This is a genomic window from Amycolatopsis ponsaeliensis (assembly GCF_030182635.1).
GTDB lineage: Bacteria > Actinomycetota > Actinomycetes > Mycobacteriales > Pseudonocardiaceae > Amycolatopsis > Amycolatopsis ponsaeliensis.
Genome location: NZ_JAPZLD010000013.1, coordinates 116955 through 143367, shown reverse-complemented (window position 1 = coordinate 143367; position 26413 = coordinate 116955). Strand labels below are relative to the sequence as shown.

Below are 26413 nucleotides of genomic sequence, written 5' to 3'. Positions count from 1 at the left end.
CATGGGCAGCATCACCCTCATCGGCACGGGGAACATGGCCCGCACCATCGGCACGCTCGCGGTGGCGGGCGGCAACACCGTCGAGGTCATGGGACGCGATCAGGCCAAGGCCGACGACCTCGCCAAGGCTCTGGGCGGCGGCGCGACGACGGGCGAGTGGGGCGCCGTCCCGGCCGGGGACATCGTCATCACGGCCCTGTTGTACGACGGTGTCGTCCCGGTCGTCGCCGAATACGGAGACGCCCTCGCGGGCAAGGTCATCGTCGACATCAGCAACCCCTTCAACGCCACGTTCGACGGACTGGCCCACAGCGAGGAAACCTCGATCGCGCAGGAAGCCGCCAAGGTGGCCCCGGCCGGCGCCAGCGTGGTGAAGGCGTTCAACACCATCTTCCGCAGTGTCCTGGAGAAGGGCCGGCCCAACGTCTTCATCGCCGGCGACAGTGCGCAGGCCAAGACGGGTGTGGCGGCCTTCGTCGAGAGTCTCGGGCTGCGCGCGCTGGACGTCGGCGGCCTGAAGATGGCGCACTGGCTGGAAGGAGTGGGCGTGGTCACGGTCGGCCTCGCCGGCAACGGGGTCGGTCACTGGGACTTCGCCCTCGGCGTCGACGAATTCGCCGGCTGAGCTGTTCAGCCGGCGACGGCGACCACGTGCTTGCCGAGAACCCCGCCGCGTTCGAAACCCTGGTGTGCCACCACGATGTCCGCCAGCGGGTACACGCTGTCCACGACGGGGCGCACCGCACCGGAAGCGACATAGCCGGCCAGATCACGCAGCACCGCCGCATCCGGATTGGCGCTGAACGCCCGGATCCGGCGGGAGCCGTGCACACTCGACGCCGCGATCGCGGCGAACGCAGGGCCTGACAAACCGATCGTGACCATCCGCCCGGTGCGGGTCAGCCGGCTCCGGTAGCAGTTGAGCTCCGAACCGACGGTGTCGAAGATGACGTCGAACGGCCCGATCCGGTCGGAGGTGGTGGTCCCGTAGTCGAAGACCTCGTCGGCACCCAGGTCCCGCAGTGCGGCGGCGTGGCGGTCGCGGGCCAGGGCGGTGACGTGGCCGCCCATCGCGTGGGCCAGCTGCACCGCAGCCGTGCCCACACCGCCGGCCGCGCCTCGCACCAGAACCCGTTCACCGGCAGCCAAGCGCACGGTGTCCCGCAACCCGATCAACGCGGTGGCACCGGCCACGACCAGCGAAGCAGCCTCAATGGACGAAATACCGGCCGGCGCGGCGGCGACGCGGTCGGCGGGGACCACCACGTACTCGGCCGCACCCGCGACGGCGTGCTTCTCCCGGGGATGCACCGTCCCCCAGACGCGATCCCCGACACGATGCCCCCGGACGTCGGCGCCGACCGCGGCGACGACACCCGCGAAGTCCAACCCGAAACCGATCGGGAACCGGCGTCCCGACACCATGCGCAGCCCGCCGGACCGCACGAGGGTGTCGTGCCCGTTCACGCTCGAGGCCTCGACCGCGACGAGGACGTCACCGGCACCGGGAGCCGGGCGATCGACTTCGTTGACGAGCAAGACGTCCGGAGTGCCGAAACCGGTGATCTGAACGGCCTTCATGATGGTGTCCTTCCGCGATCCGATGTGCCGGGACCGATCCTGGGACACCCCCGGGCCCGCGCGGTCGTTCGCGTTATCCCGGGTCCGCCAGACCCACCTTGGCCGGGCGCGACCCGCCTACGATGGCGGCATGACCGACGACCCCCGCCGCGTGCTCGCCGAGTTCCTGCGCACCCGCCGGACCCGGATCACCCCGCGGGAAGTCGGCCTGGAACCCGGCCCCCGGCGGCGCGTCGCCGGGCTGCGACGGGAGGAACTGGCCCTGCTGGCCGGGGTCAGCACGGACTACTACCAGCGCATGGAACAGGGCCGCGACGTCCGGCCCTCCGACCAGGTCCTCGACGCACTGGCCCGTGCCCTCGGCTTCTCCGCCGAAGAGACCCGGCACCTGCACAGCCTCGCGGCCGCCGCGCGTACTCCCGCGCAACCCCCACGCCGCTACGAGCCGGAAGAGGTGCCGCCCACCACCCTGCGGCTGCTGCGCACGATGCCGGGCCCCGCCCTGGTCGTCGGCCGCTTCCTCGACGTGCTGGCCTGGAGCCCGCTGGGCGGCGCGGTGCTGGGCGAGTTCACCCGGCTGCCCCGGAGCGAGCGGAACCTGCTGGCCTTGCTGCTGCACCCCGACGCCGGCGAGGTCTGTCCGGAGCGGACGGCGACCGTCGCCGAGCTGACCGGGATGCTGCGGGCGCAGGTCGCCGCCGAACCGGGCCACCCGCGCGCGGTGGAGCTGGTCGGCGAGCTCGCCGTCTCGAGCGACGAGTTCGCGACGCTGTGGGCGCGCCACGACGTCCTGGAGACCACCCGCGGGCAGATGCGCGTCAACCACCCGATGGTCGGGGAGCTCAACCTGGACTGGGACGCCTACCCGATCCCGGGCTCCCCCGGCCCGTTGCTCATGGCCTTCACCGCCGAAGAAGGCAGTGCGGACGAAGAACGGCTCCGGCTGCTCGCGAGCTTGCTGACCACGCCCGAGGCCTGACCGCCCGGTGACGCGGAAGTCCACAATGTAACGGCCGATTACGGCGAACTGTCCGGGCGCCGACATCTCATATTCACGATCTTGTTCCCACGCTGGGTGAGCGACTACAGCGAGCGGAGCAGTGGGTCTAGACCAGAGGCCGAAAGAGTGACGCGCGTCACCCTCATGAGAACCGATCCTACCCGTTGTGAGCGAGCCGTCACCTTCTCTACAGTGGCCCGCGTACTCCCGAGAATGAGTTTCGTTTCCCCGGGATCGGTCCACCACCGTCAAATCTCCCAAGGAGCAGGTCTTGCTTGGAAACGCCATGAGCAGTGGCCGGGTTCGCACTCGCCGCGCCGCGCTCGGGCTCGCCCTCACCGTCGTGACCGCGACAGCCCTCAGCGGCTGCAGCGCGCTCGACTCGAACGCTTCGGCCACCGGGGGCGGCCTGGAGAAGACCAAGATCAAGGTCGCGATCTTGCCCACCGTCGACACCGCTCCATTGTGGCTCGCCCAGGATGCGGGCTACTTCAAGGCCGAAGGACTCGAAGTAGAGGCCGTCATGGCCGCGAGTGGCCAGGCGGCGCTGACGAAAGCGATTTCCGGCGAGACCGACATCTCGATCTCGAGCTACATGCCGTTCTTCATCGCGAAGAGCACGGGCACGGCCGACTTCCAGCTCGTCGCGGACGCGACCTCGGTCAGCCCGAAGTCCGTCGCGATCGTCACGGCACCGAACTCGCCGGTGAAGACGGTCAACGACCTCGCCGGCAAGCGGATCGCGATGACCGCCAAGAACACGGCGAGCGACCTGCTGGCCAAGTCGCTGATGAAGGACCACGGCGTCCCGATCGACAAGGTGATCTGGGTCCCCAGCCCGTTCCCGAACACGGCGGCGGCACTGGCGCAGGGTCAGGTCGACGCGGCCTTGCTGCCCGAGCCCTTCCTCACGCAGGCCGCCAAGACCGCGGGTGCGATCCCGGTGATCGACGTCAACTCCGGCGCCACCCAGGACTTCCCGCTTTCCGGCTACGGCGCGGTCTCGAAGTGGGTCAAGGAGAACCCGAAGACCCTCGCGGCTTTCCAGCGCGCACTGCAGAGGGCCACCAGCGAAACGAACAAGGACCGGTCCAAGATCGAGCCGCTGCTGGTCAAGTACGCCAAGATCGACGAAGACTCCTCCAAGCTGCTCGGCCTCCCCAGCTTCAGCGCGAAGCTGGACGCCCGGCGCCTGCAGCGGGTGCCCGACCTGATGCTGCAGATGGGCGCGATCACGACCAAGGTCGACGCCGCGGCGATGATCGCTCCGCAGGCGACCGGCTGACGCGAGAAACCGCGACCTGGGCCGGCCTGGCCGGCTTCCTCCCGCTCCGGGAGGTCGTCGGCCAGGCCGGCCTCGTAGTCATCCGCGCCGGCCACGCGCCCCGACGGTCATCCAGCTGTAGTCCACAAAGGACGGATTCTCGTACGTCGCGTACGCTTCGTCGAGCACCTCCCGGGTGATCAGGCCGGTGGCGAGCGCGTGCTCCTCGACCAGCTTCGTCGTGTTCTTGAGCCAGCCCGCCAGCGGCTGCCCGCCCCGCGCCGGCAGGACCACGCCCTCCGCGGCGCAGTCGAGCAAGCCGGCCGCCTCCAGTGGGACCGGCAGGGTGCGGCCCCACTCCGGGGCGGTGCCGACCCGGTCCGCCATGACCCGCGCGAGCGCCGCCATGGTCCGGCGGGTCGCCGGGTGCGAGGACAGCTCGGGCAGCGTGACACCGATCTCGATGAGCAGCCACCCACCGGGCTTGAGCCACGACGCCAGCCGCTTGATCACGGCCTCGCGCCCGGGCAGGTGCTCCAGCACGAACCGGGTGTGGATGACGTCGAACTCCCCGGGGGCGTCGTCCGCGGTGACGTCGTGGTGCAGCACGGTCACCCCGAGGTCGGCGAGCGGGCCGAGGAACGCGAGGCTGAGGTCCGTCGCCACCACGTTCTCCGGGCCGGCCAGCTCGGCCATCCTGGCCGCCACCGAACCCGCCCCGGCGCCGACTTCCAGGCACCGCCACCCCGCCCGCACCCCGAGGTCTTCGAGCTGCCGGAAGCTGAACGGATCGAAGCTCTCCTGCAGCAGGCGGAGCCGGTGGTGCTCGGCCTGCGCCTGGGTGTCGACGAAGTTGTTCCAGCCGATGGTCTGTGACATCCGGTGTTTCCTCATTCGATCAGATCGGGCGACGACGCATCGTACGGCTCACCGCGTCGCGTCCGACAGGGCAAGAAACCCCTTTTTTCTCACAGAGTCACCAAACGACCGGCCATTACACCATCCACATCGGACAGGGGAAGGGAAAGCACGGTGAAATCACGGTAATCCGCAGACTTACGCTGATCGGCTTATCCACCCTGCCACGAACGGTCGCACACCAGAGCTGATCACCTTGGCGCAGTATTGCTTCGGCCGCGATCTCGCCGTAACTTCTCCAGCGATCATCAGCCCTTTCATTGTCGCGTCCGAAAGAATGGATTCCAGCACGATGACGGATCTCGCGTTGCCGGTGAACGCCGCCCGAAGCAGGGGCATCGGGTTGCTGGAGGCCGTCGTCGAGCGGTGGGCGGCCGACCGGCCCACCGCCACGGCGTGCTCCGCGCCGGACGGCGTGCTCGACTTCGCGGGCCTGGCCGAGCGGACGACGGCGATCGCCGGGACGCTGGCGGCCGCCGGGGCGGGGCCGGGCACCGCGGTCGCGCTGACCACCGGCCGGTCCCGGCTGGCCGTGGCGAGCCTGCTCGCCGTGTGGCGCCTCGGCGCGACGGCGGTGCCACTCGACGAGCGGCACCCGGCCGCCCGGACCGCCGAGGTGCTCGACGGCGCCGGCGTGTCGCTGATCCTCGGACCGCGGCCTCCCGGCGCGCCGGCCGACCTGCCCGCGCTCGACCCGGAGAGCGCCCGGGGCGGACCGTTCGCCGCAGCCGGTGGTGAGATCGCCTACCTCATCCACACTTCGGGCAGCGCGGGGCGGCCGAAGGCCGTCGAGGTCACCTACGTGGGCCTGGAAACCGCGCTGGGTGCCATGAGCACCATCCACATCGGACCGGGCGGCCTGGGGATCAACCCGCTCTCGCCCGCGTTCGACGGCTGGCTCTGGTGCGTGCTGCTGCACCTGCTGAACGGCGTCGGCACGGCGATCCTCGACCTCGCCGACGACGGCGAGCACGTCGACCTCGCCGGCCGGATCGCCGCGGTCGCGCCGCGCACGGCCAGCCTCACCCCCTCGCTGCTGGCCTCCTGTGCCGACGCGCTCGCCGACGCCGAGGTCGTCGTAGTCGCCGGAGAACATTGCCCGCGCGGGCTGCTCGAGGTGCTGCTGGCCCGGCACCGGGTGCTGAACGTCTACGGCCCCACCGAGGCCACGATCGCCGCGACCTGCGCCGACAGCGCCCGCGGCGAGGACGTCACGACCATCGGGCGCCCGCTGCCCGGCTACCTGGCCCGGGTGCTCGACGTCGACTTGCGGCCGGTGCCGGTGGGCTCCCGCGGCGAGCTGTGTCTCGGCGGGACGGCACTCGCCAGGGGCTACCGCGGCGACCCGGAGCTCACCGCGCGCCGGTTCGTCACCGTGGACGGGGAGCGGCTGTTCCGCACCGGTGACGAGGTCATCGCCCGCCCGGACGGGCAGCTCGAGTTCCTCGGCCGGCTCGACACCCAGGTCAAGGTGCGCGGGTTCCGGATCGAGCTCGGCGAGCTCGAGCGGGTCGTGGAGCAGCTGCCGGCCGTGCTCGCGGCGACGGCGTTCGTGCGGACCGCGGGCGGCACCCTCGGCGTCGCCGCCGTGCTCGCCGACGGGCACGACCCGGTCGCCGGCGCCCTGCTCGTGCGCGAGCACTGCCGGACGTTCCTGCCCGAGCACCTGCTCCCGTCCACAGTGGACTTCGTGCCCGCGCTGCCCTACGACGACCGCGGCAAGGTCGACCGGGCGGCGCTCGCGCTGGCCGCCGACGTGGCGCGGCCCGCGGGCCGGGCGCCGGCCACCGACCGAGAGCACGAGGTCTGCGCCGTCTTCGCCGAGGTGCTGGACCAGCCGGTGGCCGACGTGGCCGCGGACTTCTTCGAGCTCGGCGGGCACTCGCTGCTCGCCGCCCGGATGGTCGCCGCGCTGCGCAAGCGGACCGGGCTGCGGGCGTCGATCCCGTTGCTGCTGGGCAACCCCAACCCCGCCGCGCTGGCCGCGGAACTGGACCGGCTCGCCGAGGTGTCCGCGTGAGCGGCTGGGTGGTGCCGTGGCACCCGTCCCCCGCCGGCCGCCCGACCCTGGTCTGCGCGCCACCCGGTGGCGCCGGCTGCAGCCGGTTCCGCGGCTGGCAGGCCCGGCTCGGACTGGCCGTTTCGGTGGTCGGCGTGCAGCTGCCCGGGCGGGAGAACCGGTTTGCGGAAGAACATCCGGCGACCTTCGCCGAGGCTGTCACCGCCGTCGCCGCGGACCTTGCCGAGCTTCGGGCCGGTGCGCCGCTCGTCATCGTCGGAGAGAGCTTCGGCGGTCTGCTCGCCTACGAGCTCGCGCGGGCGGTGGGGCCGGACGCGCTCGTGCTCGCCGCGACCGAGCCCCCGGGCACCCGGTCGGCCGCCGAGCACCTGGTCGTCGACGAGCAGATCCTGCGTGACCTGTTCGTCTCCGGCCCGCCCGAACTCCGCGATCTCGACGAGGACAGCCAGGAGTTCCTGCTCGACGTGCTGCGCCGGGACGACAAGCTCGCCGACACCCACGTGCTCGCCGAACGGTTCCGGGTGGACTGCCCGATCCACGCCTGGTCCGGCGACCTGGACACCGTCGTGCCCGGGCACCTGCTCGACGGCTGGGCCGGCTACAGCACCGCCGGCACCACCCGGCGGTCCTTCGCCGGGGGCCACACCTTCCTGACCGACCTCGCCGACGAAACCGTGCCCGCGCTGGGGAGCCTGCTGTGCTGATGGACCTGACCGACGACCTGAGCTTCGCCGGCACCGAGTTCTGGCCGCACTTCGCGTGGCTGCGCGAGCACGACCCGGTGAGCCGGCACCCCGACGAACACGGCGGCTTCTGGGTGGTCACCCGCTATGCCGACGTGCTGTCGGTCTACCGCGACGCGGCCGGGTTCAGCTCCCGGCACGGGATGCGGCTGGGCACCAACCCGACCGCGGTGGACGCCGTGACCGGGCAGATGCTGATCGTCTCCGACCAGCCGGACCACGCGCAGCTGAAAACGGTGCTGGCCAAGGGTTTCTCACCAGCCGCGATCCCGCACGCGGAGGACCTGGTGCGCACCGTGGTGCGCGGCCTGCTCGACGACGCCCTGGCCGCCGGTGAAGTGGACGTCGTGGAGACCGCGCGCCGGCTGCCGACGCGCGTCGTGTGCGCGCTGATGGGCGTGCCGCCCGAGGAGTGGGACTGGCTCGGCGGCACGATGAACGACGCCTTCGAAGGCGAGGACGAACAGAGCAGGCTCGCCGCGCACGCGGAGATCTTCCTGTACTTCTCGGAACTGGTGCTCGACCGCCGGGACCACCCGGGCGACGACTTCGTCAGCCGCATCGCCGCCGACCGGCGGTCCACAGCGGACGGTACGAAGCGGCCGCTGACCGACACCGAGATCGTGGTGAACTGCAACGGTGTCCTCGCGGGTGGCAACGAGACCACGCGCTACTCCGCGGCCGGCGCCGTGCTGGCGCTGATCGAGCACCCGGACCAGTGGGCGGCGCTGCGCACCGACCGCGCGCTCCTGCCGGGCGCCGTCGAGGAGGTCCTGCGCTGGACCACCCCCGGCGTGCACGTGCTGCGCACCGCGACCGCACCCACCACGATCGGCGGCGTCGACATCGCCGAAGGCGACCGGGTGACCCTGTGGAACGTCTCGGCCAACCGCGACGACGCCGAGTTCGGCGATGCGGGACGCTTCCGTGTGGACCGCACTCCCAACCGCCACATCGCCTTCGGCGGCGGCCGCCACCAGTGCCTGGGGGCGCGGCTCGCTCGCCTGGAACTGACGGTGTTCCTGGAGGAACTGCTGAACCGGGTGGCCACTGTGGACATCGTGGGCGAGCCCCGCTACACGGCGTCGAACTTCACTTGGGGCGTGCGCGAACTACCGGTGCGCCTGCACTCCGCCTGATCGCCGGTCACGTGCCGGTGGGCGAAACCGTTGTGGCGACGCCTGTCGGTGCCGCCGCCGCAGCGACAGCGGCGGCGGCACGGACCTGCTTGCGCCCCGGCAGCCAGATGCACAATGCGGTCGCGAGGAGCGAGAAGCCCGTCGCCCACCAGAACGCGACGTGGAAGCCTGCCACGACCGCGCCCGGCCCGTCGCCGGCGATGGCCTGCTCGAGGACAACGGCGAGCACCGCCGTGCCGAACGACCCGCCGACCTGCTGCGCGATCCGCGTCAGGACGCTCGCGTGCCCGATCTCGGCGCGGGCGAGCCCGACGTAGGAGGCCGTCATCACCGGCATGGTGACGGCGCCGAGCCCGACGCCGCGGATCAGCAGCCACAGCGCGAGCAGCCGGCCGTCGCTCGTCGCGTCGACGAACGCGAACGGCACGGTCGCCGCCGCGACGACGACGAACCCGACGATCGCGATCGACTGCGCCCCGATCCGGTCGGTGAGCGGGCCGGCGATCTGACGGCTGAGCAATGCCCCGATGCCTTGCGGCACGAGCATGAGCCCGGCGGCCAGCGCGCTCACGCCGCGGACCTCCTGGTAGTACAGCGGCAGCAACAGCATGGCCCCGAACAGCGAGAAGCCCGACAGGAACAGCACCGCGGTCGACGACCCGACCGAGCGCGCGGCGAGCAGCCGGATGTCCACGAGCGGGTCGCGGTGACGCAGCGCGTAGATCGTGAAGGCGACGAGGAAAGCGGCGCCGAGCGCGAGCGGCGCGAGGACGCCGGGCCTGCCGAAGCCCGCCGCACCGGCGTCGGACAGGCCGAGGAGCACGGCGACGATGCCCGGGACGAGCAGCACGAGGCCGCCGACGTCCAGCCGGGGCCGCACGGCGGCGGCGGCCGGCGTGTCCTCGGCGAGGTAGCGGCCCGCGAGGATCAAGCCGGCGACGCAGAACGGCACGTTGACCCAGAACATGAAGCGCCAGCTGAAGTCCGTGATGATCGCCCCGCCGACGAGCGGGCCGAGGACCGGCCCGAGCAGGCCCGGCAGCGCGACCCAGGTCATCGTGCGACCGAGCGCGCGCCCTCCCGCCGCCTGCATGATCAGCGTCGTCATCACCGGCAGCATCAGCCCGCCGCCGAGCCCCTGCAGGACACGCCAGCCGATGAGCGACCCCGCGTCCCACGCGAGACTCGACCCGACCGAGCCGACCAGGAAGACCGCGAGGGCGAACATCCAGACCCGCTTGCCGCCGAAGCGGGCCAGCGCCCAGGTGCTGAGCGGGACCGCCGCGCCGAGCGCGAGCATGTAGCCGGTCGTCACCCACTGGATCGTCGAAACCGGCACGTCGAGGCTGGCCGAGAGCTGGTGCAGCGCGACGCTGACGATCGTGGTGTCGAAGACGACCGCCAAGGCCCCCACGACCAGGATCAACGCCGTCTTCAGCACTTTCGGGTCGACGCCGTCGCGCGCCGGGGTGTCCGCTGTCATCATGGCCCCAATAAGAGATGGATCATTTCCTTATTGGCGAGAGTAGGAGGACTGGCGAAGGAATGCAAGTCTCTCTTATCCTGGACGCATGCCGACGTCCGATACGGTCAAACGCCGCCGCCGAGGGACCGAGCTGGAGCACGCGCTCCTCGACGCGACCTGGGAGGAGCTGGCCGAGGCCGGGTTCGCGAAGCTGACGATGGAGTCCGTCGCGGACCGCGCGAAGACCGGGATCGCGGTGCTCTACCGCCGCTGGCCGGACAAGAACGCCCTCGTGCTCGCGGCCATCCGGCACTACGGCGACACCCACCCGGTCGAGATCCCGGACACCGGCAACCTCCGCGACGACCTGCTCGCGCTGCTCCGGAACATCAACGCCGGCCGGACCGAGCTCGCGACGCTCGTCGGCGCGACGTTCGCGGGCCTGCGCGACAGCGCCGGCCTCACCCCGGAGGAGGTCCGGCTCACCGTGCTCGGCGACGGTCCGAAGCGGTCCGACCCGGTGTATCAGCGGGCCCACGACCGCGGCGAGATCGACCTCGCGCGCATCCCGCAGGACGTCCTCGACCTGCCGTTCCAGCTCATGCGCCACGACATCCTCATGACCCTGCGCCAGGTCTCCCCCGAGCGGATCCGCTCGATCGTCGACGACATCTTCTGGCCGCTCGTCACGGCGCGCGCCTGACGGGCCGCGGACTTGCCTGGGCTGACCGCGGGCCCACCTGCCGCAGCAACGCCAGAGCCTCCTCCGACGGCGACCCGGCGGGCGTCGTGCACACCACGACGGACTGGCCCGGCGATCGCATGAGGGCAAGGGTCTGCTGGGTGACCGTCACCGTGCCGACGACCGGATGGTGCAGTTCGTAGGTGGCGGCATCGCACGGCGTCACGCGGTGGTCGCCCCACAACGCCACGAATTCGGGGCTCTTCATCGTCAGCTCGCCGATCAGCTCGGCGAGCAACCGGTCCTCCGGATACCGGCCGACGGCGATCCTCAGGTTGCCCACGACGGCGCGCACCTTCCGCCGCCAGTCCCCGTAGAGCTCGCGGCAATGCGGGTCCAGGAACACCATCCGGCTCATGTTCGGCCGGCGCGCGGGGTCGTCGGGGCTCAGCGGGTCCACGTGGCCGGCGAGCAGGGCGTGGCCGAGGGGGTTCCACGCCAGCACGTCCGTGCGCCGGCCGAGGACGAGCGCCGGAACGCCGTCGAAGGAGCGCATCAGGTCCCGCGTCTCCTCGGCGACCTTCTCGGGGCGTGGCCGGCGCACCCGCGGCAGCCGGCGCGAGGCCCCGGCGAGCCGTTCCAGGTGGTCCCGCTCGTGGTCGTCGAGCAGCAGGGCGCCGGCGATCGCCTCGAGCACCTCCGCCGACGCGCCACGGGACAGGCCCTGCTCGAGCCGGGTGTAGTAGGACACGCTGACGCCCGCCAGCTGCGCCAGTTCCTCCCGGCGCAACCCCGCCACCCGCCGGCGCGGCCCGAGGTCGCGGAGACCCACGTCCTCCGGGCGCAGCCTGGCCCGCCGTGCTTGCAGGAAGTCGCCGAGCGGGCTCGATCCGTCCATCACCCCACTATCCCCGCGTGCGGCACCGCTCAGCCACACCCTGCCGGGGGTACGACAACGCAGGACTGGTTGCCCCGCACGGACCCGATCAGGCTCGACCTCGTTCGGGCTGCTGCCCGCGATTCCCGAGGAGTGACCATGGATCAGATCACGCTGGGCGACGTGACCGTCACCCGCGTCAAGGAGTACTACGGCTCGGTCGAGATGGGCCCCGGGGAGTTCTTCCCCGAGAGCCCCGACGGTGCCTGGGACGAACACCGGAACTGGCTCGCCCCGGACTTCCTGAATCCCGAGACCGGCGAGTGCGTCTCGGCGATCCAGACCTGGCTGCTGCGCAGCGAAGGCCGGACGATCCTCGTCGACACCGGGGTGGGCAACCACAAGGACCGTCCCTACGCGCCCGTGTGGAGCCGGCTGGACACGAACTTCCTGGACAACCTCGCCGCCGCCGGTGTCCGGCCCGAAGACGTCGACGTCGTCGTCAACACCCACCTGCACATCGACCACGTCGGCTGGAACACCCACCTCGACGGCCGCACCTGGGTACCGACGTTCCCGAACGCCACGTACCTCATGACGCGGCAGGACTTCGACTTCTGGAACCCCGCCAACAACCACGAACCGTTGCTGGGCCGCGGAAACCAGAACGTCTTCGAAGACAGCGTCGCCCCGGTGCACGAAGCCGGGCTGACCCACCTGTGGGACGGCTCGTACCGGATCGACGAGAACCTCCGGCTGGACCTCGCGCCGGGCCACACCCCCGGGTCGTCCGTGCTGACGCTGGAGTCGGGCGGCGACCGCGCGCTGTTCGTCGGCGACCTGGTGCACACCCCGCTGCAGTTCGTGGAGCCGGAGACGAACTCCTGCTTCTGCGAGGACCCGGCCGAGGCCCGGGCGACGCGGCACAAGCTCCTCGGCCGCGCGGCCGAGGACAACGCGCTCGTCTTCCCCGCACATCTCGGCGGCCAGGGTGGCGCCGAGGTCGAGCGCGCCGGATCGAAGTTCGCCATCAAGGAGTGGGCGGGGTTCTCCCGCATCGCCTGAGCCCGGCAGCAGTCCACGAGAGGAAGCGTTTTCCGTGTCCCAGCAAGCAGATCCGATCGTCGGCACCCCGGCCGGTGCCGTGCGCGGTGTTCGTGACCGGTTCGGCGAGCTTTACCGCGCCGTCCCGTACGCGACGGCCCCGACGGGCGCCGGTCGCTTCGCACCGCCGGTACCCCACCCGGGCTGGTCCGGGGTCCGGGACGCCACCGCGCCCTCGCCGACCGCGCCGCAGCCGGCCCGGGACTTCGGCCGGCTCGACATGACTCCTTACTTCGGCCCGGGCTGGGTGCGGGGCGAGGAGTACCTGACGGTCGACGTCCGGACGCCCGGCACCGGCGGCCGGAAGCGGCCGGTCATGGTCTTCGTGCACGGCGGCGGGTTCGTCACCGGTTCCACCCGCGCCGCGCTCTACGACGGCCGGGCGTTCGCCCGAGACGGCGTCGTGCTGGTCACGGTGAACTACCGCCTCGGCGTCCCCGGCTTCCTCGACCTGGCGGGCGCCCCCGCCAACCGCGGCCTGCTCGACGTAGTCGCCGCGCTCGGCTGGGTGCGGGACACGATCGCCGCGTTCGGCGGCGATCCCGGGAACGTCACGCTGTCCGGCCAGTCCGCGGGTGCCACGATCACCGGAGCCCTGCTGGCGACGCCGGAGGCCAAGGGGCTGTTCCGGCGCGCGATCGTCCAGAGCGGCAGCGGCACCGGCGCATTCACCCCCGAGCAGGCGCGGCGGGTCGCTGCCGCGGCCGCGCGGGCGCTGGGCGTGCGGCCCACCGCGGAGGCCTTCGCCGAGATCCCGGACGAGCGGTTCCTCGGGATCCTGCCGGCCCTCGCGGGGATCGACCTGCGGACCGCGACGGCCACGGACCCACTCGCCGGGCTGAGCCCGTTCGCCCCGGTCTTGCCCGTGCAGCCGGCCGACGCCTTGGCCGAGGGGCCGGCGGGAGAGGTCGATCTGCTCATCGGCACCACCACGGAAGAGGGTCACCTCTACCTGGTACCGCAAGGCAAGCTGGAGTCCACAGTGGACGACGACGTGCTCGCCGTCGCGGCGAAGGTTCACGCGGACCCCGCCGCCGTCGTCGCGGCCCATCGGGCGGCCCGGCCGGGAGCGACCCCGGGCGAACTGCGCTCCGCGGTGCTCGGCGAGGCTCTCTTCGGAGCCGGTACCGCCCGGATGATCGAAGCCCACGCCCGGCTGTCCGGCGGCCGCACCTACGCCTATTCGTTCGGCCACCGCTCGACGGCATTGGCCGGGCGGCTGGGCGCCGCCCACACGGTCGAGCTGCCTTTCGTCTTCGACATCGCCGACGAACCGTGGCTGCACGGCGACGCGGGCCTGCTGGGGCCCGACCCGGCGCCCGCCGGGCTGGCAGTCCGCGTGCACGGCGCTTGGGTCGCGTTCGCAACCCACGGCGACCCCGGTTGGGCGGCGTACGACCCGCAGCGACCACGAAGGGAAGTCTTGGGAGGCTTCGCCGGCGAGTGACCGCCCAGCCGGTGCAGTCGGGGACGTCCGAGCAGGGCTTTCTCATCCACCCCGCACACCAGGCAGCCGCCCACCCGACTGTCGGCGCGGGCCGAGCAGCCGGATCAGTCGGATGCGGTCAGGGTTCGCAGCTGAGCGAACGACTGGTCGATGGCATCGCGCAGGTCGAGGTCGTCGGCGTCGACCCATCGCTGGAAGGCGACCCGGTACACCGCCGAGCCGGTTTCGGCAGCCAGGCTGGCCTCGGCGGCGGCGATACCCCGCCGTCGGAGCCCGTCGGCGAGGGCGGCCGACAGGTGGGCGAGCTTGATCAACTCACGTTCCCGGAGATCGGCGTTGGCCATGATCACCGCGTGCCGCGTCCGGGCGAGGTCACGGTCGTGCCCGATGATCCCGGCCACGGCGTCGAGCGCGGCCGCGACGGCTTCCAGCGGCGAAGCCGTGGCGGGCGCCGCCTCCAGCGCGGCCAGCGACTTCTCCTCCAGCTCGGCCGCGGCGTCGAAGAGGACCTCGCGCTTGTCGGCGAAGTGGCGGAAGAAGGTGCGGGCCGTCACGCCGGCCCGTTCGGCGATGTCGGCCACCATGGTCTGCTCGAAGCCACGTTCGAGATACAGGTTCAGCGCGGCCTCACGCAGTCGGCCACCGGCTCCCGGCTCCCATCGTCCCATCCCCCGAGTTTAGTGCCGTCGCATCCCGGCACCCGCAGTGATGTCATCAGCTGACATCAACATGGTACGGTGATGTCAGCTGATGACATCACTGCGAGGAAGGACAGCCCATGCCACCGACCAGGACCACCGCCGCGGCACCCACGTTCATGGTCGTCGCAACGCTCCGCGACGACACGGACCTCACGGAATTCGCCGCGTTGCGGGACGACGAGCAGAAGCAGCTGGAAGTGCTGCGCTCGGCCGGGCGGATCGGCGCCCACTACATTTCCCCCGCCCGCCGGGCGACGTTCGTCGAAGTCATCGCCGCCGACGAGAAGCAGGTCGCGGAGACACTGGCGACCCTGCCTTTCGCCCGGTTCTTCGACGCCGATGTCTACCCGACCACGCCCCCGGACCCCGCGGAACTCGCCCACCGGGCGCGATCCTCCGCCGAGAATTCACCTCTGCGGACTGCTGGAGAATAGGGTGGGAAAGCTCAAGACGTTCCCGTTCGGCAAGGTGCTCATTTCCTTGTCCGCGGCGGGGACCATGATCGGCTCGTACGTCGCCGACTGGAACGAGACGCACATCCACAATCCCGCGTGGCCGCCCCACGCCAAGTTCCACAACGCCCAAACCATGAGCATGGGCGCCGCACTGTCCCTGGCGGCCCTGTACCACTTGTGGAAACCAGGCGGGTCGCGTGAATCGCTGGACAGCGCGGCCGTCATCGCCAGCCTGTACGGGCTCACCCAGCTTTCCGCCGCACTCTATCCGGGGACCGCCAGCGTCGACCCGCCCCGCGAAGACAATTGGCCGCAGCTCAAATACACCCTGCCCAGCCTCGGGCTGATCCTGCTCGGCTATTCGCTCGATCGCTACCGGATCAGCCGGGCATGACAGTGCCGTGACGAACGAGGGTTCGCGATCGCGGGGCGGACATCACCTCGGCGATCGACGAGGCGTACCGCATCCCCGACGTGCGCACTGGCTGCGTGAGTACGCCGCGGGCAACGTCGCCCAGGACCGCCGGCCGCATGCAGTCGGACAACCCGCAGATCGTCGCCGCGGTGGCCCGGCTCAACGCGTGACCCCCAGGCGCACGCGAAATCAGGATCCGAGCACCAGCGGCACGAGGAAGTAGATCTCGAGGGCCTCGTACACCGCACCGAGGAAGAACAGCGCGAGTGCCGGGAGCCAGAGCCGACCGAGGAGGGCCAGGCCACGCGCGTAACCCTGCCGGCGGGTGGAGGCGTCGACGGTCGCGGGCCGGAGCCAGGACCTGCCGAGCAGGTACGCGCCGAACATCACGAGCGCGTAGGCCTGGAACTCGATGAGCAGCGTCAGGGAATGCGGGATGAGGGTCAGCCGCGAGGTCGCGTCGACCGGGGCGAGCGTGATGCCCAGGTCGATCGTCTTGATCGCGAAAACGGCAAGCCCGGCGAAGGGGACCACGAGCGACGGGAGCGTGATGAGCAGCAGCGCGGTCGGGAACACGTTGACGAGGAAGATGACCGCGCCGAACACCCATCCGTTGCCGACCACCGCGTTGACGAGCGCCCCCTGCTCACCTCCCGCGAACGAGGCGACCCGCGAGGCGTGCAGGTCCGGGAAGAGCACTCCCAGCGCCATCCCGAGGAGCAGCACTCCGTAGACGAAGACATTGAGGAGGAGATACGCCCGGAGGTCGGCGCGGATGATCTGGAACAGCCTGCGGAGGCGATGCATGGTTTACGTCCGTTCGTCGAGGAAACCGCATGTCAACCGCTCTAACACACTGTATTAGTGCAGCGGGCCGCGACAGTAGCACAGCGTGCTAGTACAGTGTGTTAGCGGAGGTGCCGATGGCGGAGCAGGAGACGGGGACCGGCAGCCGGGACCGGATTCTTCAGGCGGCCATGGCGATGTTCGGGGAGAACCAGGGTGCGCGGCTCAGCGTGCGCGCGGTCGCGGCGCGGGCCGGGGTGAGCACCGGCTCGCTCCGGTACCACTTCCCCACGCAGCGCGTGCTGCAGGACGCCGTCCTCGCCGGCATCTACGACGTGATCACCCCCGGCGACCGGATCCACGACCGATCGGCACCGGCACGGGACCGGCTGATCGACTGCCTCCGGCAAGTCCTCGCACTCGCCGGCGTCGGCGAACAAGCACGGGCGGGGTGGGGCGAGATCTTCAAGACGTACATCGAGCCCGAACCGACCGAGGAGAGCCGCGCGGCGTATCTCGCGATCGAGCGGGAAGGCCAACGCCGTGTCGAGTACTGGCTGACCGTCCTGCGAGGCGAAGGCGCACTCGCCGAGGGCGACGACGGCCGGCGTGCCAGATTCCTCGTGACCGTCCTCAACGGACTCTCGATCGCGAGGGCCCTGCCCTCCGAGGAGTCGATCCTGGCCGCCGAAACCGAGACGCTGAACGCGGCCGTCGACCACGTCCTCGGCTCTCGGTTCTGACGGCGCTTCCGCCGGGCGCGAAAATTCCTCGCTGCCGCATGTCGAGAACGAGAGGTCGGCTCCGACTCATGGGCACTCGCGCGGCCGGCAGGGCCGCCGCCCACGAAAGTGAGCTCCGACGATGACCAAGGTGACCGCCCAGATGTCGGTGTCCCTCGACGGCTTCTACACCGGTCCGCGGGCTGCCGACGATGTGACCGGCTGGATGCACGGCCCCGAAGCGCCCGGGTTCTTCCGGGTCACCCGGTGGGCCGTCGACGCCGCCGCCTGGCGGGAGCGGCAGGGCTTTGCCGGGGGTGAACGGTCGGCCGACTCGGAGATTGTCGAGGAGATGTTCGCCTCCGCCGGTGCCTACGTCATGGGACGGCGGATGTTCGACGCCGGCGAGTTCCCCTGGGGTGACGAGCCGCCGTTCCACGCCCCGGTGTTCGTCGTCACCCACCGTCCGCGGGAGGTGCTCGAACGCCAGGGTGGCACCTCCTTCACCTTCGTCACCGAGGGGCTCGAGCGGGCTATCGAGCTGGCGCGGGACGCCGCCGGCGGCAAGGACGTCGCCGTGGCCGGTGGTGGGGAGCTGCTGGGCCAGGTGCTGGCCGCCGGGCTGCTCGAACAGCTCGAGCTGCACGTCGCCCCTGTGCTGCTGGGTGCTGGGCAGCGCCTGTTCGGGCCCGGCCTCGGCCTCGGCACCGACGACGGCATCGAGCTGGTGCCGACCCGGGTCGTCGAGTCGCCCGGGGTCACCCACATCCGCTATACCGTCACCGGGCGGTCGAAACTGGTCTTGGACGATCGCGGGGCCAGCGGTGAGCTGGTCGGACCGGCCCAGGCGGAGCAGAGGAGCGCGCTGTGAAGTACATGCTGCTGATCTACGGCAACGAGGAAGCCTTCACCTCGATCGGCGCGGACGCCCTCGCCGAGCTCATCCGCGAGACCGATGCCCTCAACCAGGAGCTGTTCGAGTCCGGTGAGCTGGTCGGCGCCTACGGGATGGCCGACCAGATGAACTCCAAGATGGTCCGGGTCGCCGAGGGGACGCCGGTGGTGACCGACGGCCCCTACGCCGAGGCCAAGGAGTTCCTGGGCAGCTTCACGATCCTCGACTGCGACAGCCTGGAACGGGCCCTCGAGATCGCGGCCCGCAACCCCTCGGCACGCCACTGGGGTGTCGAGGTCCGGCCGCTCATGCACGAGGCCAACGTCGGGCCGTGAGCGACTGGCAGGCCGTCCGGCGGCTGGTCCCGGAAGTGCTCGGGGTGCTGGTGCGTCGCTACGGCCGGTTCGACGCCTGCGAGGACGCCGTCCAGGAGGCGCTGCTGGCCGCCGCGGCCCAGTGGCCGGTCGAGGGGTGGCCGGAGAGCCCCCGGGCGTGGCTGGTGACCGTGGCCTCGCGCCGCCTCGCCGACCAGGTGCGCAGCGACGCCGCTCGCCGCCGGCGGGAGGAGGCGGACGCGCTCCGCACTCCGCCCGCCGGTGGCGAGGTGCACGCCGACGACGACACCCTCACGCTGCTGTTCCTGTGCTGCCACCCGGCGCTGACCCCGTCGTCGCAGATCGCGCTGACCCTGCGGGCCGTCGGCGGCCTGTCGACCACGGAGATCGCCCGGGCCTTCCTCGTGCCCGAGGCGACCATGGCGCAGCGCATCAGCCGGGCCAAGCAACGCATCAAGGCGGCCGGAGCCGGCTTCGACCTGCCACCGCCGGCGGAGCAGGCGCAGCGGCTCGGCGTCGTGCTCCACGTCGTCTACCTCGTCTTCAACGAGGGCTACACGGCCACGTCGGGGACGCTGCTCGTACGGGCCGAGCTGACGGCCGAGGCCATCCGGCTGGCCCGCGAGCTGCACCGGCTGGTCCCCGGCGACGGCGAGGTGGCCGGGCTCCTGGCCCTGCTGCTGCTGACCGACGCCCGCCGCCGGGCCCGCACCGCCCCGGACGGCTCGCTGGTGCCGCTGAGCGAGCAGGACCGGACGCTCTGGAACACCGAGGCCATCGCCGAGGGCGTGGCGCTCGTGACCAACACCCTGGCCAGCGGCCCCATCGGCTCGTACCAGCTCCAGGCCGCCATCGCCGCCGTCCACGACGAGGCACCCACCGCCGACGTCACCGACTGGCCGCAGATCCTGGCCCTCTACACGGTTCTGGAGCGCGTGGCCCCCAACCCGACGGTGACGCTCAACCGCGCGGTGGCGGTGGCCGAGGTCCACGGCCCCGCGGCCGGGCTGGCCCTGCTCGACGCCGTCTCGGCCGACGAGCGCATCTCCGCCTCCCACCACCTGGTGTCCGTGCGGGCCCACCTGCTGGAGCTGGCCGGCGACCACGACGCGGCGCGCGCCGGCTACCGGGAAGCGGCCCGGCGCACCACCAGCGAGCCCGAGCGGCGCCACCTCCTGACCCGCGCCGCGCGGCTGGGGTGACCGTGCGCTCGACGCCGCGTCACGGCGTCACCTCCGCGATCCTCGAAAAGCTGTTCTGCGCGGCCGCGACGACGATCCGCACCTGGGTCGTCGTCACCGGCGCCGGGAACGGGATCCACCGGTAGACGGCGGTGTTGCCGGTGACGTGGACCTGGTCGGCCCACTGGGCGCCGTCCCAGGTCTGCACGGTGAAGTCGGTCGGGACACCGTCCGGGTTGGACGCGAAGCCGACGCCGGTCAACGCGGTCGCGGCGGGCGCCGTGACGGTGAGGGTGTCCGGGAACCGGCTGTCGGTGTCGTCGTTCCAGAACGTCGCCAGGTCGTGGTCGATCGCGTTCGACGCGAGATAGGTGCGGGTCGCGCCGTTGACGACGTTCGGCGCGTGTTCGCTCGACGCCGACGCCGTCGTGCCGCTCGCCCAGCTGCCGAACACGGGCACGTTCACCGTCGTTTTCGCCTCTGCCCCGCGAGGTGCCTTCACGGTGAGCGTCACCGGGTACAGGCCGCTCTTGGCGCCCGCGGGCACGGTGATCCGCACGGTCGCCGGCGTCTCGGAAGTGGCCGGGGTCAACGGGATTCCGGCCGGGGTGGCCGTCACGGTCCAGCCCGCCGGCACCTCGGCACCGAGCGTCGCCTGCGCGTCCACTGTGGACCGGCCTTCGACGACCACCGGGACGTCACCGCTGCCGCCCGCGGTGATCGCGGCCGGCGTTCCCGTGGTGAGCGCGAGCCGGGTGAACGGCGTGCGCGGCGGCGTCACGGTGAACGTGTAGTCGCCCGAACCGGCGGTCAGGGTGAGCGTCTCGTCGTTGGCCTTGCCGACCGTCAGGCCGGGGTCCGGCTGGGCCGCGTGGCCGTCGGTGAAGATCGTGCGGCCGTTCTCGCGTACGGAGGACTGCTTGCCGCCGAGCAGCGGCAGCCGGATCGTCGTCTTCGCCCCGACCGGAACCGTCGCGTGGTAGGTGAGGGTGCTTCCGTCACGCCGCCAAGAACTCACCACGGTCCCCCGCACGGTCTGCTGCTGCGCCGTCACGTGGGTTAGGTTCCCGGCGACGGCTGGCGCGAGCGTGAACTCGCGCCAGCCCGGCGTGCCGGGCTGGATCCCGGCCAGCTGCTGCTGGAACCACTGGCCGATCGCGCCGCCGAGTCCGATGTGGTCCTTCGACGACGTGCCGTCCGGCGCCGAGGAGTTGTCCCACTTCTCCCAGATCGTCCCCGGGCCCTGGTTCACCATGTAGCCGAAGCTCGGGTAGTCGGTGCGCTGCGCGATGGCCAGCGCGACGTCGTTGCGCTGGTACTTGCCGAGTGCCTGGAACACCAGCGTCGTGCCGACGAAGCCGGTCGTGACGTGGTTCTGGTGCGCCGCGATGTCAGCCACGAGACGGTCCACTGTGGTCTGTTCACGCCCGGCCGAGACGAGCCCGAACACCAGCGGCAGGGCGTAGGACAGCTGCGTCCCGGTGCCGAAGACGCCGGTCTCAGCGGAGTAGAAGCGCTTGAGGAAGCCCGTGGCGATTTGCCCGGCGAGTGCGGTGTACTTCGTGGCGTCGGCCTGCTTTCCCAGGACTCCGGCCATCTTCGCGAGCAGCGTCGCGTCGAAGTAGGAGAAGCCGGTCTGGAAGTAGCCGTGCGGCGTGCTGACCGTCGAAAGCCAGTCGTCGCCCCACGACGTCGGCGGGTTGACGACGACGTGGTCGGCGTCGCTGATCGTGCCGAGGTAGTCGACCCACGCCTTCACGTGGTCGTAGTGGGTCGCGAGCAGCTGCGTGTTCCCGTACTGCGTATAGGAGTCCCAGATGATCTGCGGGTACGCGGTGCCCCACGCCGGGTCGGTGAGCCAGTCCGTGCGGCCGTTGACCGGCGCGACCGAGGGCAGGCTGCCGTCGGCGCCACTGCTGGTGACCATGTCGCCGAGCCACTTCGCGTAGAACGCCTGCATGTCGAAGTTGGCCATCGCCTCCTGGTCGGAGTCGGCGGCGTCGCCCAGCCAGCCGTGCCGCTCGCGGGTCGGGCAGTCCATCTGGATCGACTCGAGGTTGTTCAGCTGCGTCTGCGTGACGGCGGCCTGGATCTTGTCGAGCCCCGGGTCCGAGGTGTCGAACCCGCCCGTCGAGGCGACATCGGTGTGGATCTCCTGCGCGGTCACGGTGACGGCGGCGTCGTCGGGAACCCCGGTCAGCTCGGCGTAACGGAAGCCGGCGTAGTTGAAGTGCGGCAGGTACGTCTCGGTGCCGACGCCGCTGAACGTGTAGTGGTCGGTCTGGCGAGGCGGCTCAGAGCCGTTGAAGCTGATGTTCGCGGTCGTGACGCGGCCGTTCGCGTCGAGGATCTCGCCCTTCTTCAGCGACGCCGTCGTCCCGGCGGGCTGCGCGGCCCGCAGCGTCGCCTGGCCGGTTCGGTTCTGGCCGAAGTCGTAGACGCGCACGCCCGGCGCGGGCCGGGTTTCCTTGACCGGCTGGAAGTTCGCGACGATCCGGGACGGCGGGGTGATGTCGGGCCGCAGCTGCGTGATGCCGCTGTCGACCACCGCCGGGTTCGGGCCGTAGACGCCGATCTCGGCCAGCCGGAAGGTGCAGCTGGTACCGGCGCAGGCGAGCTTGGTCGCGGTCACCCGCACGTACCGGCCGGTGACGTCCGCGGGCAGGGTGACGGCCGCGGTGCCCGGGTTGGGCTGGTCGGCGTCCGTGCGGTCGGCGACGGTGGTCGCGGTGGCGAACGCCGGGTCGTCGCTGACCTGGACCCGGTAGCGCACGGGGAAGCCGGCGCCGGGGAAGTCACCGGCGGGGTCGTTGGTCGGGCGCGCCGGGAACAGCGTCACCGAGCCGAGGTGCTGCGCCGAGCCGAGGTCGACCTGGGCCCACTTCACGGTGTCGGCACCGGCTTCGATGGCGGAGTGGTAGCCCTCCGACGCGTCGCTCGAGCCGTCGATCCCGTCGGTCACGGCCGCCGGGGACCAGCCGCAGCAGGTGGTCGTGTCGAGGGCGGTGACCGGCTTGCCCTGCGCCAGGCTCTGGCGGTGGGAGGCCGGGGCCACGGCGAGCGCGGCGGGCCAGGCGCCGGCGTCGAACCCGGCGGTGTCCCAGCCCGCGATTTCCTTGCGGGCGTCGTAGGTTTCGCCGTAGTAGAAGTCGTCGCCGGTGACCGGGCCTGCGTGGGTCTTCCAGTCGGGGCCGGTGCCGAAGCGCGCGGTCGAGCCGTCGGCGTAGGTGACGTTCAGCTGGGCGACGAGCGCCGGGCGGCCGGTGTACTGCCCCTTCCCGGCCATGAACGCGAGCGCGTTGCGGCCGGGCTTGACGAGGTTCGTGACGTCGAGGTCGCGGTAGAGCACGCGGGCGGCGTAGTCGGTCACCGCGGAGTCGAGCACCCGGTCGGGCTGGACGCGGGCGCCGTTGAGGTGCGGCTCGGCGACGCCCTGGGCGCCGAGGTACAGCCGGGCGCGGGCGACCGGCTTGGTGACGTCGAAGCTGCCACGCACGAGCGCGCCGTCGTCGGCCTGCAGCCACCACGCGGACCAGTCGGCGGGCCGGAGCAGACCGGTGTCGACCTTCGCGGGCGCCGACCACGGCGACGGCCGGCCCTCGCTGTTCCAGGTCCGCACCGACCACTGGTAGGTGCGGTCGCTGTCGAGGGCGGGTCCGGTGTAGGCGACGTCGACCGAGTTCGCCGACGGCACGCGCCCGGAGTCCCAGTGGGACCGCGGTCCGTCGACGCGGATCTCGTACGCCGTCTGGGTTTCCGCGCGTCCGGTGTCGTTCACCGTCCAGGCGAACGTCGGCTGTGGACTGGCCGCCACCGCGTTCGACGCCTGGCCGTCGGCACGCAGCGACGTCGGCGGCAGCGGGCCGCCGTGCGCGGGCTCCGCCGACGCGGTTGTGGGTGCGACCGCCGCGGCGAGCGCGAGCGCGACGACGACAGCCTGCCTCTTCATCGAGGTTCCCGACCGGCGCATGAACGTCTCCTGACGCGTATAAAACGTTTCAATCAGCCGAGGGAGTTTCTACAACCTCCGCGACGGGGAAACAAGGAACGACGTCGATCCTGTCCGGATGACGCGGAACAAGACACCCGATCAGCCGCGAGACCTTGACGACCGTGACCCGCATCACCTACGTTCGTCCGTTGAATCGTTTCATGCAACGGAGATGAGCGAGGCAGGAGACCACCATGAGGACCCTTCGCCCGCTCGTCCTCGCACTCGTGGCGATGCTCGCCATGGCGCTCCCCGCGAGCGCGTCCCCGTTCACCACGACGGTGACCAACTTCGACGCGCAGGGCCACCAGGTCATCCGGTTCGACACCCAGGGCAACTCGGTCGACGCCCACGACGGGGAGATCGCCTTCTTCAACGGGACGTACTACCTCTACGGCACCAGCTACGACTGCGGGTTCGCCTGGCAGGCCACGACTTCGCCGTTCTGCGGGTTCAAGGTCTACACCTCCCCCGACCTCGTCCACTGGACCGACCGAGGCCGGCTCTTCGAGCCCACCGGCGTCTGGCAGACGCGCTGCAACGGGGCGACGTACGGATGCTTCCGGCCGCACGTCGGCTACAACGCGCGGACCCGGCAGTACGTGCTGTGGGTGAACGTCTACGACAACCAGGTCGGCTTCCGGGTGCTCACGAGTCCGTCGCCCGCCGGGCCGTTCACCGAAGCACCGGTGCCGACGCTCGCGGTGAACAACGACGCCCCGGCCGGCGGGGTGAACAACGGTGACCACGACGTCTTCGTCGACACCGACGGCACCGCGTACCTCGCCTACACCGACTGGCGCAGCAACGGCGACCTCGTCGTGGAGCGGCTTTCGGGCGACTACCGCACCGGAACGGGCCACTACACCCGGCTCGGCCAGCAGCAGACCGAAGCGCCGGCCCTGTTCAAGCGCGGCAGCGTCTACTACCTGACCTACTCCGACCCGAACTGCGGGTACTGCGCCGGCACCGGGACGTCGTACCGGACGGCCTCGAGCCCGCTGGGCCCGTGGTCGGCGCCGGCGAAGATCAGCGCGGACTCCTGCGGCGGGCAACCGGCGTTCGTCTCGGCGATCCCGACGACGTCGGGCACGACGTACCTCTACGCCAGCGACCTCTGGAACAACGCGCAACGCAACGAAGCCCTGGCGAACTACTTCTGGGCCCCGCTGTCCTTCACCGCCGCCGGGGCCATCGAGCCGATCAGCTGCCAGAACTCGTTCTCCCTCACCTTGTCGACCGGCGCGCCCGGGCACCAGATCCCGCCGCAAGACGTCGACCAGGCGGACGGCGTGAGCGGGTTCCGCTCGTACTGCGACGTCGGCTCCGGGGTGGCGCGGTTCCAGACGTTCGTGGCCGGCCGGACCGGCAGGCTGTCCGCCGTCTCGTACACGAGCTTCCAGGCCGGCAACCCCGACGCGGGCCTCGAAATCAGCGTCTACCGGGCGACGGACGCGTTCCAGCCGGCCGGTGCCGCACTGAGTTCCACCGTCGTGCCGGCCGGGCAGATCGGCTGGTCGCCGCGCGACGTCACGGTGGCGCCGGGCATCCCCGTCGTGGCCGGGCAACGGTACGGCCTGCTGGTCCGCTCGGCGAACACGACCGGTTGCTACGGCTTGGCGTACAACGACTCCAGCCCGTACCCCGGCGGTGGAGAGGCGTACAGCAACGACAACGGCTCGACGTTCCGCGTCGAGGCCGGCCGCTCGCTCAAGTTCTCGACGAGCGTCAGCGGGTAGGCCCGCGCGGGAACGAGCCACCGTCACCCCGTCCGGTTTGTTGAAGTTTTACCGGATCGCGGCTACTCTGTGTGCCACGCTGGGAGCGCTCCCAATGGATCACCACCACTCATCACGAATGGAGGCCCATTAAATGCGTACACGGACCACTTCCACGGCCCGACGGCGAAGCGTCCTCGCGGTGCTCGTCGCCGCTCTGGCCGGGATGTTCCTCTGGGTGCCGGCAGCTTCGGCGCACGGCACCATCGTCGGCCCCGCCACCCGCGCCTACCAGTGCTGGCAGGACTGGGGCAGCCAGCACACGAACCCGGCCATGCAGCAGCAGGACCCCATGTGCTGGCAGGCTTTCCAGGCCAACGCCGACACCATGTGGAACTGGATGAGCGCACTGCGGGACGGCCTCGGCGGCAACTTCCAGAACGCCACCCCCGACGGCCAGCTCTGCAGCAATGCCCTGTCGCGCAACAACTCCCTGAACACGACCGGACCGTGGAAGACCACCGCCCTCGGCAGCACCTTCTCGATGCACCTGTACGACCAGGCCAGCCACGGCGCCGACTACCTCCGGGTCTACGTCAGCAAGAACGGGTTCGACCCCACCACCCAGCGCCTCGGCTGGGGCAACCTCGACTTCGTCACCCAGACCGGCCGGTACGCCCCGGCCAAGGACATCACCTTCACCGTCCAGACCTCGGGTGCCTACACCGGGCACCACGTCGTCTTCACCATCTGGCAGGCGTCACACCAGGACCAGACCTACATGTGGTGCAGTGACGTGACCTTCGGCTAGCGCGGAGTCCGCCCGGGCCGGTGCCCGCAGCACCGGCCCGGGCGTTCCCGCGGAATCGACGATTTCGAAATAGTACACGGAAAGCCCGTTCAACCCTGCCTCCACCCGGCGTTCACCGGCCGTCGAGGGTATATTCGTCCAGCAGGCTCGACCATTCGGTCGC

At 71.1% G+C, this 26413-nt stretch carries 24 protein-coding genes; 17 read left to right on the top strand and 7 right to left on the bottom strand.

All coding sequences use genetic code 11. The features are described from left to right. The first annotated feature begins 1 nt into the window (after nt 1). Entirely contained in the window at nt 2-625 is a 624-nt protein-coding gene (locus tag QQ657_RS20970) for an NADPH-dependent F420 reductase (protein ID WP_284743886.1), read from the top strand. A gap of 5 nt (nt 626-630) precedes the next feature. Here the strand turns inward: QQ657_RS20970 and QQ657_RS20965 are convergent, their stop codons facing one another. Beyond that, nucleotides 631-1581 (bottom strand): quinone oxidoreductase family protein, encoded by a 951-nt coding sequence (locus QQ657_RS20965; protein WP_284743885.1) that lies wholly within the window; start codon nt 1579-1581, stop codon nt 631-633. 130 nt (nt 1582-1711) lie between these two features. Here QQ657_RS20965 and QQ657_RS20960 point away from each other — a divergent pair, with 130 nt between their 5' ends. Together QQ657_RS20960 and QQ657_RS20955 are read left to right on the top strand one after the other, a co-directional pair. Next, nucleotides 1712-2560, top strand: a complete 849-nt coding sequence (locus QQ657_RS20960; RefSeq protein ID WP_284743884.1) for a helix-turn-helix transcriptional regulator — start codon at nt 1712-1714, stop codon at nt 2558-2560. Nucleotides 2561-2867: 307 nt separating this feature from the next. Further along, the gene (locus tag QQ657_RS20955) at nt 2868-3866 is read left to right on the top strand and encodes an ABC transporter substrate-binding protein (protein WP_284743883.1); all 999 of its coding nucleotides are present in this window, start codon (nt 2868-2870) and stop codon (nt 3864-3866) included. Between the two features lie 78 nt (nt 3867-3944). On the opposite strand, the gene QQ657_RS20950 is transcribed toward QQ657_RS20955, so the two are convergent. Further along, nucleotides 3945-4724 (bottom strand): class I SAM-dependent methyltransferase, encoded by a 780-nt coding sequence (locus QQ657_RS20950; protein WP_284743882.1) that lies wholly within the window; start codon nt 4722-4724, stop codon nt 3945-3947. 316 nt (nt 4725-5040) lie between these two features. Here QQ657_RS20950 and QQ657_RS20945 point away from each other — a divergent pair, with 316 nt between their 5' ends. Genes QQ657_RS20945 through QQ657_RS20935 form a run of 3 tightly spaced genes read left to right on the top strand, consistent with a single transcriptional unit; the run spans nt 5041 to nt 8665 of the window. Next, nucleotides 5041-6783 (top strand): non-ribosomal peptide synthetase, encoded by a 1743-nt coding sequence (locus QQ657_RS20945; RefSeq protein WP_284743881.1) that lies wholly within the window; start codon nt 5041-5043, stop codon nt 6781-6783. Further along, nucleotides 6780-7487: a thioesterase II family protein gene (locus tag QQ657_RS20940; protein WP_284743880.1), complete on the top strand. Its 708-nt coding sequence runs from the start codon at nt 6780-6782 to the stop codon at nt 7485-7487. Before QQ657_RS20945 ends, QQ657_RS20940 begins: the two co-directional genes overlap by 4 nt. Beyond that, entirely contained in the window at nt 7487-8665 is a 1179-nt protein-coding gene (locus tag QQ657_RS20935; protein WP_284743964.1) for a cytochrome P450, read from the top strand. The genes QQ657_RS20940 and QQ657_RS20935 overlap by 1 nt, the downstream gene beginning before the upstream one ends. 7 nt (nt 8666-8672) lie before the next feature. On the opposite strand, the gene QQ657_RS20930 is transcribed toward QQ657_RS20935, so the two are convergent. After that, entirely contained in the window at nt 8673-10151 is a 1479-nt protein-coding gene (locus tag QQ657_RS20930; protein ID WP_284743879.1) for an MDR family MFS transporter, read from the bottom strand. Between the two features lie 85 nt (nt 10152-10236). Here QQ657_RS20930 and QQ657_RS20925 point away from each other — a divergent pair, with 85 nt between their 5' ends. Beyond that, the gene (locus tag QQ657_RS20925; RefSeq protein WP_284743878.1) at nt 10237-10833 is read left to right on the top strand and encodes a TetR/AcrR family transcriptional regulator; all 597 of its coding nucleotides are present in this window, start codon (nt 10237-10239) and stop codon (nt 10831-10833) included. Here the strand turns inward: QQ657_RS20925 and QQ657_RS20920 are convergent. Next, complete coding sequence (locus QQ657_RS20920) at nt 10817-11710, bottom strand: helix-turn-helix domain-containing protein (protein ID WP_284743877.1); 894 nt, start codon at nt 11708-11710, stop codon at nt 10817-10819. The two genes, QQ657_RS20925 and QQ657_RS20920, sit on opposite strands and share 17 nt — an antisense overlap. Before the next feature lie 138 nt (nt 11711-11848). Here QQ657_RS20920 and QQ657_RS20915 point away from each other — a divergent pair, with 138 nt between their 5' ends. Both QQ657_RS20915 and QQ657_RS20910 read left to right on the top strand, forming a co-directional pair. Continuing rightward, entirely contained in the window at nt 11849-12754 is a 906-nt protein-coding gene (locus tag QQ657_RS20915) for an MBL fold metallo-hydrolase (protein ID WP_284743876.1), read from the top strand. A gap of 34 nt (nt 12755-12788) precedes the next feature. Continuing rightward, nucleotides 12789-14240 (top strand): carboxylesterase/lipase family protein, encoded by a 1452-nt coding sequence (locus QQ657_RS20910; RefSeq protein ID WP_284743875.1) that lies wholly within the window; start codon nt 12789-12791, stop codon nt 14238-14240. A 104-nt stretch (nt 14241-14344) separates the two neighbouring features. Here QQ657_RS20910 and QQ657_RS20905 read toward each other — a convergent pair whose 3' ends face one another. Continuing rightward, the gene (locus QQ657_RS20905) at nt 14345-14908 is read right to left on the bottom strand and encodes a TetR/AcrR family transcriptional regulator (protein ID WP_284743874.1); all 564 of its coding nucleotides are present in this window, start codon (nt 14906-14908) and stop codon (nt 14345-14347) included. A 110-nt stretch (nt 14909-15018) separates the two neighbouring features. Here QQ657_RS20905 and QQ657_RS20900 point away from each other — a divergent pair, with 110 nt between their 5' ends. Both QQ657_RS20900 and QQ657_RS20895 read left to right on the top strand, forming a co-directional pair. After that, nucleotides 15019-15375, top strand: a complete 357-nt coding sequence (locus QQ657_RS20900) for a muconolactone Delta-isomerase family protein (protein ID WP_284743873.1) — start codon at nt 15019-15021, stop codon at nt 15373-15375. Between the two features lies 1 nt (nt 15376). Then, on the top strand, nt 15377-15790 hold the full coding sequence (locus QQ657_RS20895; RefSeq protein WP_284743872.1) for a DUF6640 family protein: 414 nt from the start codon (nt 15377-15379) through the stop codon (nt 15788-15790). 210 nt (nt 15791-16000) lie between these two features. On the opposite strand, the gene QQ657_RS20890 is transcribed toward QQ657_RS20895, so the two are convergent. After that, complete coding sequence (locus QQ657_RS20890) at nt 16001-16618, bottom strand: stage II sporulation protein M (protein WP_284743871.1); 618 nt, start codon at nt 16616-16618, stop codon at nt 16001-16003. Nucleotides 16619-16734: 116 nt separating this feature from the next. Here QQ657_RS20890 and QQ657_RS20885 point away from each other — a divergent pair, with 116 nt between their 5' ends. The 4 genes from QQ657_RS20885 (at nt 16735) to QQ657_RS20870 (ending at nt 19751) form a co-directional block, all read left to right on the top strand. Continuing rightward, nucleotides 16735-17340: a TetR/AcrR family transcriptional regulator gene (locus QQ657_RS20885; protein WP_284743870.1), complete on the top strand. Its 606-nt coding sequence runs from the start codon at nt 16735-16737 to the stop codon at nt 17338-17340. Nucleotides 17341-17461: 121 nt separating this feature from the next. Further along, nucleotides 17462-18190 (top strand): dihydrofolate reductase family protein, encoded by a 729-nt coding sequence (locus QQ657_RS20880; RefSeq protein ID WP_284743869.1) that lies wholly within the window; start codon nt 17462-17464, stop codon nt 18188-18190. 5 nt (nt 18191-18195) lie between these two features. Beyond that, nucleotides 18196-18549 (top strand): YciI family protein, encoded by a 354-nt coding sequence (locus tag QQ657_RS20875; protein ID WP_284743963.1) that lies wholly within the window; start codon nt 18196-18198, stop codon nt 18547-18549. Then, nucleotides 18546-19751: an RNA polymerase sigma factor gene (locus tag QQ657_RS20870; protein ID WP_284743868.1), complete on the top strand. Its 1206-nt coding sequence runs from the start codon at nt 18546-18548 to the stop codon at nt 19749-19751. Before QQ657_RS20875 ends, QQ657_RS20870 begins: the two co-directional genes overlap by 4 nt. Before the next feature lie 19 nt (nt 19752-19770). Here the strand turns inward: QQ657_RS20870 and QQ657_RS20865 are convergent, their stop codons facing one another. Next, nucleotides 19771-23679, bottom strand: a complete 3909-nt coding sequence (locus tag QQ657_RS20865; protein ID WP_284743867.1) for a family 78 glycoside hydrolase catalytic domain — start codon at nt 23677-23679, stop codon at nt 19771-19773. Between the two features lie 236 nt (nt 23680-23915). Here QQ657_RS20865 and QQ657_RS20860 point away from each other — a divergent pair, with 236 nt between their 5' ends. Both QQ657_RS20860 and QQ657_RS20855 read left to right on the top strand, forming a co-directional pair. After that, the gene (locus tag QQ657_RS20860; RefSeq protein WP_284743866.1) at nt 23916-25460 is read left to right on the top strand and encodes a family 43 glycosylhydrolase; all 1545 of its coding nucleotides are present in this window, start codon (nt 23916-23918) and stop codon (nt 25458-25460) included. A gap of 133 nt (nt 25461-25593) precedes the next feature. After that, on the top strand, nt 25594-26250 hold the full coding sequence (locus tag QQ657_RS20855) for a lytic polysaccharide monooxygenase auxiliary activity family 9 protein (protein ID WP_350310689.1): 657 nt from the start codon (nt 25594-25596) through the stop codon (nt 26248-26250). Nucleotides 26251-26413 lie beyond the last annotated feature (163 nt).